Below are 12,098 nucleotides of genomic sequence, written 5' to 3'. Positions count from 1 at the left end.
CGGGCGATCGTCACCCACGCGCCCGGCTACATGGGCGGGGCGTGGGTGGATGTGGCCGCTGAAGTCGGGGGCCCGGCGTCGTCGCCGGACCCAGATACCGGGACGCCCCGGTATCTGCTGACCGTCGAGCTGCACATGCGTGGCTCGGAACTGTAAACCGCTCCACTGATTCATCTCTCCAAGGGCCTGCGCAACAACCCGAAGGAGAACCGCCATGGCTATGGCGACCACCAAGACCATCGGTGCGGGTACCCCGAACATGGTCACCGGCGGCGTGCTCGTCGCCCCTCTCGGCAGCACTCTGCCGACCACCGCGGCCGCCGCCTACGACGCCGCGTTCAAAGCCCTCGGCTACGTATCGGAGGACGGTCTCGAATCCCAGGGCGAACGGACCGTCGAGGCCATCAAGGACTGGAACGCCGACATCATCGCCCAGCTGCAGACCGAGCATTCGGCGCGGTTCGGGCTGACCCTGTACGCGGTGTGGGATCCGGACGTCCTGAAAGAGGTGTTCGGCGAGGACAACGTCACCACCACCGCGGCGACCCCGACCACCGGAACCTTGATCACCGTCGAGGAAACCGGCTCGATCCTGCCGTACCGCTCGTGGTCGTTCGATATGGCATACGGCGGCAAGAAGCTTCGGCTGGTGCTGCCGAACGCCAAGATCACCGAGGTGACCGAGTCGGCGTTCGTGTCCAACGCGCTGGCCGGTTTCCAGGTCGTCGTCGAGGCGTTCAAGGACGACGTCGGCGTGAAGGTCTACCGCTACTACGACGACGGCGTGTTCTCGGTCTGACCGTCCCCAAGACCCCCAGTGGTGGCGGGTTCCCCTATGCGCAGGCCGCCCGCCACCGCTGGGGCTTCACAGCCCTATTCGCCTGCGCATCAATGAGAAAGGTCTGCGCACATGACTGCTCGTAGAAGGCCGGCCGCTGCCGGTCCGAAGGAGACGACGGTCGTCGAGGACGACTTCGTCACCAAGGTTGGCGGTGTCGAGATCCGGTTGCCGTCGCTGTCGAATCTGCCGTTCGGGCTGCTCCGCAAGTCTCGGAACCTGTCGAAGCTCGAGCTGATGTTCGTGGTCATCGAGGACGTGCTCACCGATAAGCAGCTCGCCGCCATCGACAAGCTCCGCAACACCGAGATCACCCAGCTCGTCAACGATTGGCGCGAGCACTCGGGTATCGACCTGGGGGAATCCTAAGCCTCGCCGCCCTCATCGAGCAGTACCCGCAGGCGGTCGAGCGTGACCTGATCGACCGCGGGCTGCGGCTGCGCCAACTCGGCACCGAGGCCCTGACGTGGTGCGACTTCCGCGCGATCTTCGCGTACCCGCACCCGGATATGGCGGTTACCCGGGCGATGCGGCCGGATGAGTGGCAGTGGGGCCTCACCGAACAGCTGCTTGCCTCTGCTGTGGATGCCCTGACCTTGCTTGTTTGGGCGAAAACCAAGGACGCCCAGAAGGGCCGCAACCGTCCGAAACCGATCCCTCGCCCCGGCATTGCCCGGCCCGAGCGGATCGGCGACGCGATGTCGATCGAGGAACTCAACGCACTCATCGGATGGGAGGTGTAGCCCGTGGCGAACGTCGAACTCGCAACCGCCTATGTGTCGATCCTGCCGGAGACCTCGCGGATCGCTCCGCGTATCCGTGAAGCGATCGCCGATGCGGACGGCGAACGGGTGCGCGTCGAGGTCGACGTCGACGATTCGGGCCTACGCAACCTGTCGGGTTCGGCGCGAGCGGCGAACGCGGAACTCGGTGGGATGGGTTCGTCGGCCGGAAGCCTCGCCAAACTGGCCGGCGTTCTCGGCGCGGTCGGCGGGGCTGGAGGCCTGGCAACCGGTGCGGTCGGAACCCTCGGTATCGGCATGGCGTCGCTCGGCCCGGCGGCGATCGCTGTCGGCGCGACTGTCGCGGTCGGGTTCCAGGGCATGGGGGACGCGATCTCTGCGGTCGCCGAGGGCGATATGGAGGCCCTCAACGAGGCCATGGGAAAACTGGCCCCCTCGGCGCAGGCGATGGTCACCGCCATCGGCGGGCAGAAGGCGGCGTGGGACGAGCTGCAGGGCGCGGTACAGCAGGAGATGTTCGCCGGGCTCGACCAGTCATTCACTAACCTGGCCAACACAACGATGCCCACCCTGCGGGAGGGTATGACCGGTGTCGCCGGGTCGTTGAACCAGGCCGCCGCGGGCGCGATGTCGTTCTTCGCCACCGCCGAAGCGCAGGCAGGGATCCAGGCCGCGTTCTCCAGCGCGTCAACACTGATTTCCGCGATCGCCCCGGGTCTGGGACAGGCCACACAGGGGTTCCTGTCGATGGCGCAGGCCGCCGCGCCTGCGATGCAGTCGGTCGGCGCAGGCCTCGGCGGTCTGCTCGGCAGCATCGGGCAGGCATTCACCAACACGTTCGCCTCCGGCGCTCTAACCCAGTTGATAGACGGTTTCGGCCAAACCCTCGCTGGTCTCGGGCAAGGCCTGCAGCCGCTGATCGAAGGACTCATCGGCGCCGCGGCACAGATCGCGCCTGTCCTAGGCCCACTGTTCGCGTCCATCGGGCAGGCGATCGGTCCGGTGCTGCCGATGATCGGCCAGATGGGCGCCGTCCTCGGTGGCGCACTCACGCAGGCGATTCAGGCGCTTGCGCCCGCGCTGGGGCCGGTGGTGTCGGCGATCTCTTCGATGCTGTCGGCGGTCGCGCCACTCCTTCCGGTGATCGCTGAAGTCGCGTCCGGGCTCCTGCAGGCGCTCGCCCCGGCACTGACCGTCTTGTTCGATGCGATCGGTCCTGTGATCAAGCAGGTCACAGACCTGATGATGCCAATTTTCCGGCAGCTGCAGCCGATCCTGCAGCAGGTCGCGATGCAGCTCGGCACCGCCCTGGCGGACGCGATCACTCAGCTCGCGCCGATCCTTCCACCGATCATCGAGGTGTTCGCGCAGCTGGTCACGGCGATCGCGCCGCTGCTACCGCAGATCGTGCAGCTGATCACCTCGCTGCTGCCGCCGCTGGTGTCGATCATCACCGCGGTCGCGCCGCTGCTGACCAAGGTCGCGACGATCATCATCACGCTGGCGACCCAAGCGATCGAGCATATCCTCATGCCGGCGCTGCGGTTCCTCGCCGGCGTGTTCCAGTCGACCTTCGAACTCGCGGCGAATGTCGTGCAGGTCGCGGTCGATCTGATCTCCGGCACGATCGACGTGGCGCTCGGCATCTTCGACGCTCTGAAAACCGCGATCGGCGCGGTCGGCGACGCGTTCGGCGCGGCGAAAGACTGGATCGTCGAGCAGTGGAACAACCTGATCGACTGGTTCAAGGAACTGCCGGGCAAAGTCACCTCGGCAGTGTCGGGGTTGTGGGACGGAATCAAGAACGCATTCCGGGACGCGATCAACTGGCTGATCAACGCCTGGAACAATTTCCGGCTCCACTTCGAATTCACGATCCCCGTCATCGACAAGGACATCTCCCTCACCGTCGACACCCCGGACCTGCCGTTGCTCGCGCGCGGCGGCCGCGTGTCCGGCCCTGGAACCGGAACCAGCGACAGCATCATCGCCGGCCTGTCCAACGGCGAGTTCGTCGTGAATGCCCGCTCAACCGCGGCGAACCTGCCACTGTTGGAGGCGATCAACGCCGGGTGGGTACCGTCGGCGGATTTCCTGCACGGCCTGATCCCCGGGTTCGCCTCCGGCGGCATCGCAGGCGGGGCTGGGTCGCTGTCCAACATCCAGCAGGGGATGTGGGAGGCGCTGCGTAACGCATTCCCCGAGGCGTTGCTCACCTCCGCGACCCGCACCGTCGATGTCGGGTCCGGCTACGACTTCCACATGCAGGGCAAGGCGATCGATATAGCCGGCCCGAACATGGGCGAGATGGCGGAGTGGATCGCCACGAACTTCCCCGGGTCCCTGGAATTGATCCACGGCAACGGGTTCGGCAACAACATCGACGACGGGAAGAACGTCGGTGACGGCATGTCCTATTTCGGTGCCGACACGATGGCTGGCCACAACGATCACGTGCACTGGGCGATGAACACCGCTCCGAATGTCGGCGCAGTGGAGCCCGGTTCGGGTGCCCTGTCCTCGGGCGGCAACTCCGGTGGCGGCTCAGGTGGCGGCGGTGGCGCATCCGGCGGCAGTGCAGGCAGCGGGGGTGCCGGTGGGTCTTCGGGTGGCGGCTCGGGCACCGCGGTCGACGTGTTCGTCACCAACTGGCCGTCGTCCGGGATCGCCGCGGCCGCACAACCGGGCACGTCGGCATCGACCACGAGCGGCACGACATCTGCCCAGAGTTCGACCACCACGACGGCGAGCAGCACCGCGGCGCCAGCCGAGGGACAGCAGCACCCCCTGACCGGGCTACCGCTCTCCGGGGACCTCTTCAACGGCCCCGCCCCGTGGTTCATGGCGGGCACCCCGGAGCAGGCGCTGACCAACCTCAACGCCCAGGCCGGCGCGCTCGCGCAACGCGGCATCGGAGAAGTGCAGTCGTTCTTCCAGGACAACTGGAAAGAAATGATCGAAACCGGTGCGGGCGTGCTCGGTATGGGCGCGATGGGTGGCGGCACCACCTTCAACATCTCGGGCACCGACCCGATGGGCGCGGCCGCCGCGGTCGAACGCGTGCACCGGCGCCGGACTCTCGCCACTCAACGATCGGGAGGTCTGGGCCGGTGAATCTTCTCCTGCGTAACCGCTCCACGAAGATCGTGGTCTGGGATATCCACGGCCGGGTCTGGCATTTGCACGGCTGCGGCGCCGGCCGGGAGGGCGTCCGGCTGACCGGGCAGACCGGGAATATGTTCGCTCCGGTCAACCTGTTGGTGGCGGAGGGTGCGCGGCAGGACGGGGCGACATTCCTGCGGTCCGTCCGCAGCAAGAAGGAAATCGACTTCTTCGTCTTCATCGACGGGAACGGAGACGTTCGCTCCTTCCACGCGATTCACGATGCCTGGCATCGGGGTTGGTCGACCGATATCCCCTGCAAGATGGGGTACTTCACCCGGCATCAGGGGTGGCGGTACCAGCTGGTGCAGCTCGATTCCGCACCCGAACTCCAGGGCGATATCGACCCTGCCCGCAATGCGGCGGTCACGTACCAGATGTCGGCGACGGCGATGGATCCGCTGGAGCGACACCTCGGCGAGCACAACGTGTGGGTCAACTCCGATGGCGCGAACGAAGGCATCGTGGTCGCGCGGAATGCGGCGGATCAGCCGGCGTGGCCGCGGTACACAATGCCGGGGCCGGGCCGGTATGCCATCCAGGATCCAGGGGACTCGCTGCGGATCGTGGAAACCCCGCTGCTGGTGGATGGCGAGGAGTTGCGGATCGACACGCATCCGCGGCATCGGACCGCGCGCATCTACTCCGGAGCTCTCCCGGAGGGGCGCAACGTGTGGGGCCAGATGCGCGGTAAGCGCTGGTTCTCGTCGCTGGCGCCGTGGTCGTCTACGCCGATCATTGTCCGCGTCGCCGATGGGGATTTGGAATCGGCTGTCCGCGTGGATGTCATGCCGCGTTCGTCGAGGCCGTTCTGATGGCGTGGGACCACAGCGCCGCGGCGCGTCGCCTGGATCTGGCGGAGCGCGCCGATCAGCAGTACATGGCCGACCAGACCGTGCTGGTGCGGTACTGGGACAAGTTTCTGCAAGAGGTCGGCGAGGAGCACAACTACATCAGCCTCGAAATCAGCCGCATCAAGAACGGTGCGGGCGGGCTGAAGATGTCGATCCCGCGCAAGGACATGGTCTATTACGACCACATCTTTGCGAATGAGGATGGTGCGGACGCGACGATCCCGATCACGGTGAACACGAAGGCGTACCGGTGGGACGGCTACATCACCAAAGCCTCTGTCGTCCGGGACGAAAACGGTATCGAGACCGTCGATATCGAGGCGATCCACTGCTGGCAGCACATCGCCACCACCGCCTGCTGGGCCTCACCGTTCGCGCCGATCCTCGCGCAATGGCCGCGGCACATGATCCTGTTCGGCCCGGTCCGCACGATCGCCGTGCTGTACCTGGTCACGAACCTCATTCGCCTGCAGGCCAGTTTCTGGACGATCCCGGATCGGTGGCTGGATGCCCCGGACTGGGCGCAGGTCGGCAACGCGCTGTGGCCGATCTGCGTGGTCCCGGTGGACACCTTGCGTGACACCTCCCCGTGGCGGGCGGGGTCCGCTCGGTTCGATATGGCGGACCAGCTGATCCTGCCGATGCTCGAAGACACGGGTGTCCAACTGGATGCGTTCTTCTACTTGCCGGAGGAGGACGAGCAGCCGGCGCCGGAGTGGTATTACCTCGACCGGCCGACCGTGGTGATCAAGGCAGTCGACAAGTCTGGCGTGACCGGCCCGTCCGGCACGCTGCTCGATGGGTTCGTCAGGATGCTCGAAGAGTGGGTGGACGACGGGACTCCCGTCAGGTACCCCGATTTCAATTCGCAGACCGAGTACGAGAGCGTCTACTCCTCGTCCGGGCCTCTCGGAACGGTGCGGACATTCCCGCATGTCTGGTACCTGGAGGGCGAGTATTCCGGTATCGGGTCGTCGGAGATCGCGCTGCACAAGCCGTTGGCGCAGCGGGTCATCGTCGGCGGAAAGTCGCCGGGCTGGGTGAACGCTGCGATCGAAATCGCCATGAAGAACCTGCTGGCCTGGCTGGGTTTGTTGATCGGGCTCCCGGGCCTGGACTCCCTGTATCAGGGCCAGTTGGATGACGTCTTCCTGGCGTGGGCTGCGTTCGAGGACGGTGGACGCACCGACCGCTCCGGCCCGTTCGGGTTCCGGGAGCACGTGGTCACCAACTCATCCAAGGCATTCACCTTGGATGGCGTAATGACAGGCCGCCGGGGTCTGCACACCACCCGCGGTTACGTGAGTCAGAAGGTGTCTGTCGGTGATGGCGCACCGTATCGGGTGGGCCAAGACTTCGACCTCGGAGATCAGATCGGGTTCGTCATCGGCGACCAGGCGTTCGCCGACTACGTGTCGGAGATGACCTTCCGCGACGACCGCAAGACTGCCGCACGCTGGGAGTTGACCGTGGGAGATGGCTCCGACGAAGAGGACTCGCTGGTCAAGGCTTGGGACCGGATGTCCGCCATGGCGCAGATGCTGAGAACCCTGGCCACCGACGTCGGTGCAGATCTCGACCTGCTCATTTTCTGAGGGAGGAATATGGCTGACGTCTCGTTCTCCGCGCATATCACCGTCGACGAGGAGACGGATATCGATGGCCTGCCGATCCTCACCGCCACGGTCACCCCGGATGAGGAGTCCGCGCAACTGCCGCTCCCGGCCGGGCCCGCCGGACCCGTGGGGCCTACGGGATCGCCGCGCACGACGTTCTTGAAGATGGGTGAGATCGCGAACGCGGCCGCCCGGCCTGGGGACTTGACCGCGGAGGATCGCGGGAAGTGGTGGCATCGCCTCGATACCGATGGCATGGATTTCTGGACGGGTACCACGTGGGTCCACTCCCCGGGCGCCGTGGGCCCGCAGGGGCTGGTGGCTCCGGCGACGACGATCACCCCAACGACCACACACAGTCCAGCGTTGACGACGCCGGCGGTGCGGTTCACCGGTGACGCTCCCGCGCTGAACCTGTCGGTCACCGCTCCCGCGGGATTGCAGGGACCGGAAGGTCCGCCGGGGGACAGCGGCAGCATCTCCACCGCTACAGATTTCGACACCACCACAGGGCCCGCCCAGCGCGGGATCTTCACGTGGGCGCAGGGCGCGCGGAAGTGGAAGGTGCAACCGGCACCCAATGGCTTCGGCATGTGGTCGTGGTGGGATACGGATTTCAACGCCGCGACGACCGCCGACACGGACCGGCTGATCGCCGGGACTTTTGCACTGCCGGATATGCCGTTCGCCTACCGCCCGATGGCGTGGGGTCGCCTCACTATCAGCAGCGAACAGAACACCAGCACATTCGCGGAGATCCGCGTGCGGATCGGGTCCGAGACCGGGCCGATGGTCGCTGCCGGTGCTGGCATCCGGACGATCAGCGGCAGCTCCTACATCACGGTCTTCTCGCCCTCTATCGGCGACTCGACGACCAAACCGATTTCGCCGACGTCCACGCTGGCGTCTGTCCCTGCGTACACCCCGACGAACTTGCTTGTCACCGTGGAACGTATCGGCCAATCCACGTCGGTGGACATCGGTTTCAACCCCGCGCGCGCGAGCTTGACCGTGTGGGCTCAGCCGATCGGATAGGAGGACTATGACGACAGTCGCCGAATATCTTGCCTCGGTCGCGATCCGGGGAATCAACGAAGGCATCGGTCAAGCCGGCGTCACGCAGTCCTTCAACGCCACCCCCGCAGACGGGTCGCTGGAGCTGCCGGTGGGCGCGCAGGGCGCGGATGGGCCGACGGGGCCGGATGCGCCGCCGTTCCGGTGGGAGGGCGATATCTCCGACCCCGGCGCCCTGTCCGCCCTGGCTCCAGATCTCAGGCCGGTGCATGCAGGGAAGGCGTGGCGGGTCGAGTCCACGAACACGCTGATGTACTGGAACGGGACCAACTTCGACGCGTTCCCCGACGCCTTCGGCGCGGCCGGGCCCACCGGTGAACTCAACACCCTGGCACTCGGCACTGTCACCACCGGTGCGGCGGGCAGCGATCTCGTTGTCGAGGTCACCGGCACACCGCCCACGCAGACGGTGAACCTCACCATCCCCCGCGGCGTGCAGGGTTTGCAGGGGCCCCTCGGCAGTCCGGGCCCGATCCGGGAGGCCGCCGACTATCAAGAGTCGGCGGAGCCGGTGGAGGGCGCGGTGCCGATGTGGGATGCCGTGGCCGAGAAGTGGGAGCCGACCCCGGCGCCCGGCTGGCGTGGGCCGTGGACGATCACCGAGGCCACGGCCTGGGACGGCGGGGCCGGGTTCGCGGCGTCGGCGAGCAACATCTCCACCAACCCGAACACGATCGCCATCGTCAACATCCCCGCGCAGGACGTGGATTGGCGGCCGATGGTCCTCGGCGGCGCACAGGTTCGCGGAGGCGGTGGATCGCCGTCGACTCGCCTGGATTTGGAAGCCTGCATTGGCTCCGCGGCCGGACAGGTCGTGTCGGTCGGCGGCGGCTTGTCCGAGCCGTACTGGTGGTACAACCAGCTGATTCCCCAATATCAGACGTCGGCGATGACGCCGGCCTCGTCGGTGGGGGTCATCGCGGCGGGGGCGTCGGCCGCGATCCATCTCGTGCTGCGCCGCAATCAGGGGTCCGGAACCTATTCGTATTCCCGCACGTACGCACATGTCGCCGTGTGGGCTGTACCCGCGACGGGGGCACCGTGACCGAGGTCTACAGCAACGACGTCACAGTGACGATGCGGGGTGTGGGCGACCCGATCGGCCTGCCCTACACCGTCAACCCCCTGGAGCTCGCCGAACGCGATGCACTCATCGAGGTCCGCGAAGGACCACAGGGTGATCCCGGCCCGCAGGGCGCACCAGCGTGGCCGTGGGCATGGCAGGGGGACATCGCCGACTTCGCGACCCTCGAAGCGCTACCGCTCACCACCGCCGACGCCCGCAAAGCGTGGCGCGTGGTGGCCGAGAACGCGCTGTATGTCTGGACCGGCGTCGACTGGGTGCGATTCCTGGACGCTTTCCAAGCCACCGGGAAACAGGGCCCGCCCACCACACTGACCGGCGTCGCGGCCGCTGGGACTGTCGGGTCATCGGCGGCCGCCGAAATCACCGGCGACGCCCCGAACCAGACGCTGTCGATCACCTTCCCGCGCGGCGCCGTGGGCGTACAGGGCGACCCGGGCACAGCGGGAGCGATCGCCGACGCCGAGGACGTCGCCGACCTCACCGACGCCAAGGACGGATCGGTCCTGTCCTGGTCCACCACGGACGACCTGTGGCATCCGACGCCGCACCCGAAACTCCTGGGCCCGTGGTCGATCGCCGGCAGCCAGTTCGCCGGCGCCTCGAACGTGTCCGCCCCGGAGCGGGTAGTCGCGACGATGACGCTGCCCGCTCAGCCGGTGGCGTATCGGCCGATCGTCATCGCCGGGCACCTCAGCGTGAAGGTGCACATCGCCAGCGCGGACGACACCCGCATCATCGTGGAGATCCGGCTCGGCTCAGCGACCGGCCCGATCATCGGATTCGGGATGCCGCTCGGCGCCCCGAACTCCACCGACATCCTGCTCAGTCCACGGTGGGAGCAGGCGATCACCCCGGACTCCACCCATGCCACGGTCGCGGCGAACCAAACCGCCACCATCTACATCTCGATCCTGCGTGTCTCCGGCAGCCGCACATACACAGTGGTCACGCAGGGCGCGCAGCTCATCATGATGGCCCAACCCCTGAAGGATCAGACGTGAGCGAAGAGGTCCACTTCAAGGCGGGGCAAGTCCCGCAGTATCAGGCCAGCGGGGTCGACGGGGTGCAGGTCACCGAGAAGTGGAAACGCTTCATGCAGATGGCGGTCGACGGGAAACTCCCGGACCCCGGGGACGTGCCGCAGATGGACCCGAACGTCCGCACACTGGCTGAGGATCTCGTGGTAATCCACCTCCCGGAGTGGCGGAACCCGGCCGGCCGGGTGATGGCCGAGCCGACGACAGTGCACACCCAGAACGCGCCCCGCATCGCGCAGTACTTCCACGACCGCGGCTGGCGCCACCATCCCGAGCTCGAAACGGTGCGCTGGCGGCCGACGCCCGGGGGCCCGCCCGGCGTCTACGACCAGGGATTGCACATTCACCCGGACGAGGACGGTAACTGGCCGGACCCGGACCCGGAGGACTTCTACGACTTGGACGACATCAAGGTCGGCCCGCTGGAGGACGGACGCTGGGCAGCTACCCACCCGCGCGGACTGCAGTTCGAGGCGGACACGAAATCCGAAGCCTATGAGGGCATCGTCGGCGTGCTGCGCCGCAAGATCGAGGAGGCCAAGAATGTCCTGGACGGGTGATCCCGTATGGCTGGCGGACGTGCTCCGCGCCGAGGGCCTCAAAGTAATCGAGCACGAGGGCTGGGAGCGGCGCGGCCACGGTGACTTCCGTGATATCCGCGGCGTGCTGTGCCATCACACCGCGGGTGGGGGGCCGAACGACTGGCGCGTCGTGCAAGACGGGCGCCCCGGGCTTGCCGGGCCGCTCGCGCAGCTGGTCCTGGAGAAGGACGGCACCTATCGCGTGGTTGCCGTCGGCGTCTGCTGGCACGCCGGCCGCGGCTCGTGGCCGGGCTGGCCCACCGACAACGCCAATTACCACACGATCGGTATCGAGGCGGTCTCCCGCGGCACCCCGCCGTGGGACTGGACGCCCGCACAGCTCGACGCCTACAAGCGCGGGTGCGCGGCGATCCTGCGCCGAATCGGAAAGTCCGCGGCCACGGGATGTGTAGCGCATCGCGAGTACTCCAGCGAGGGAAAGATCGACCCGGCAGGCATCGACATGAACGCCTTCCGCCGGGACGTACAGGCATTGATCGACAAAGGATCCGGAGGAGGAGCCGACATGGCATTCCTGGACGAGAAGTTGAAGAACCATCACGGCCAGGAGGTGACTGTTCGCACGTTGCTGCAGTACCTCGACAAGCACGCCGGACTCGCCCTGGATCAGGCGGCCGGCCCGAAGACCGCGCAAGGCGCCAACTTCCCGGGCTGGGATTTCCTCGGCAACCGCACCACCGCCGAGGCGCTCGGTGCGATCGGGGCGGCGCTGGATATCCCCGGGTTCCGTGATCCGCAGGCCGACGAGACGGAGGCGAAGAAGTGACTGCACTGAAGAAGTGGTGGAACGAAGAACCGATCGCCAGCCGCATCGGCCCCGTGGTCGCTCTCATCGCAGGCTATCTGCTCTACAAGGGCGTCATCGACGCTGCCACCGAAGAGCTGGTTATCGGCGTCGTTGGCCTGCTGCTCGGCGGCACCGCCCTGGTCTCGGCGCGGTCGACGGTGTTCCCGTTCGCGAAGCTCGGCGCGGCGGCCCTGGATGCGATCCGCGGTGAACGCCTACGCGATCGGCCGAGTGAATAGTGCTCGAAGGAGCGGCGCTCGGAGCCGTTCCCTGGGGCGATCGTCGGACTGGTCAGCTT

General features: G+C 66.9%; 12 protein-coding genes. All 12 read left to right on the top strand.

Going from position 1 to position 12,098, the window contains the following annotated elements:
- Window positions 1-214: 214 nt before the first annotated feature.
- Window positions 215-799, top strand: a complete 585-nt coding sequence (locus ACQEVO_RS37205; RefSeq protein ID WP_432920175.1) for a hypothetical protein — start codon at window positions 215-217, stop codon at window positions 797-799.
- Between the two features lie 111 nt (window positions 800-910).
- Window positions 911-1,207, top strand: coding sequence for a hypothetical protein (locus ACQEVO_RS37200; protein WP_432920177.1), 297 nt, complete (start codon window positions 911-913; stop codon window positions 1,205-1,207).
- Window positions 1,168-1,581, top strand: coding sequence for a DUF5361 domain-containing protein (locus ACQEVO_RS37195; RefSeq protein ID WP_432920179.1), 414 nt, complete (start codon window positions 1,168-1,170; stop codon window positions 1,579-1,581). The genes ACQEVO_RS37200 and ACQEVO_RS37195 overlap by 40 nt, the downstream gene beginning before the upstream one ends.
- A gap of 3 nt (window positions 1,582-1,584) precedes the next feature.
- A complete protein-coding gene (locus tag ACQEVO_RS37190) occupies window positions 1,585-4,695 on the top strand; it encodes a phage tail protein (protein ID WP_432920181.1) in 3,111 nt (1,036 codons plus the stop codon).
- Window positions 4,692-5,558 (top strand): phage tail protein, encoded by an 867-nt coding sequence (locus ACQEVO_RS37185; RefSeq protein WP_432920183.1) that lies wholly within the window; start codon window positions 4,692-4,694, stop codon window positions 5,556-5,558. The genes ACQEVO_RS37190 and ACQEVO_RS37185 overlap by 4 nt, the downstream gene beginning before the upstream one ends.
- Window positions 5,558-7,192: a phage tail protein gene (locus ACQEVO_RS37180; RefSeq protein WP_432923510.1), complete on the top strand. Its 1,635-nt coding sequence runs from the start codon at window positions 5,558-5,560 to the stop codon at window positions 7,190-7,192. Before ACQEVO_RS37185 ends, ACQEVO_RS37180 begins: the two co-directional genes overlap by 1 nt.
- A 9-nt stretch (window positions 7,193-7,201) precedes the next feature.
- Window positions 7,202-8,248 (top strand): hypothetical protein, encoded by a 1,047-nt coding sequence (locus tag ACQEVO_RS37175; protein WP_432921656.1) that lies wholly within the window; start codon window positions 7,202-7,204, stop codon window positions 8,246-8,248.
- Between the two features lie 7 nt (window positions 8,249-8,255).
- On the top strand, window positions 8,256-9,332 hold the full coding sequence (locus tag ACQEVO_RS37170) for a hypothetical protein (protein WP_432921659.1): 1,077 nt from the start codon (window positions 8,256-8,258) through the stop codon (window positions 9,330-9,332).
- On the top strand, window positions 9,329-10,375 hold the full coding sequence (locus tag ACQEVO_RS37165) for a hypothetical protein (protein WP_432921662.1): 1,047 nt from the start codon (window positions 9,329-9,331) through the stop codon (window positions 10,373-10,375). Before ACQEVO_RS37170 ends, ACQEVO_RS37165 begins: the two co-directional genes overlap by 4 nt.
- Window positions 10,372-10,971: a hypothetical protein gene (locus ACQEVO_RS37160; protein WP_432921665.1), complete on the top strand. Its 600-nt coding sequence runs from the start codon at window positions 10,372-10,374 to the stop codon at window positions 10,969-10,971. The genes ACQEVO_RS37165 and ACQEVO_RS37160 overlap by 4 nt, the downstream gene beginning before the upstream one ends.
- On the top strand, window positions 10,955-11,779 hold the full coding sequence (locus tag ACQEVO_RS37155) for a peptidoglycan recognition protein family protein (protein WP_432921668.1): 825 nt from the start codon (window positions 10,955-10,957) through the stop codon (window positions 11,777-11,779). Before ACQEVO_RS37160 ends, ACQEVO_RS37155 begins: the two co-directional genes overlap by 17 nt.
- The gene (locus ACQEVO_RS37150; RefSeq protein ID WP_432921671.1) at window positions 11,776-12,039 is read left to right on the top strand and encodes a hypothetical protein; all 264 of its coding nucleotides are present in this window, start codon (window positions 11,776-11,778) and stop codon (window positions 12,037-12,039) included. Before ACQEVO_RS37155 ends, ACQEVO_RS37150 begins: the two co-directional genes overlap by 4 nt.
- The last annotated feature ends 59 nt before the right edge of the window (window positions 12,040-12,098 follow it).

It is taken from the genome of Nocardia sp. CA-290969, assembly GCF_050936135.1.
Lineage (GTDB): Bacteria > Actinomycetota > Actinomycetes > Mycobacteriales > Mycobacteriaceae > Nocardia.
The sequence above is the reverse complement of the archived record's forward strand: the minus strand, read 5'-3'. Positions and strand labels throughout refer to the sequence as shown.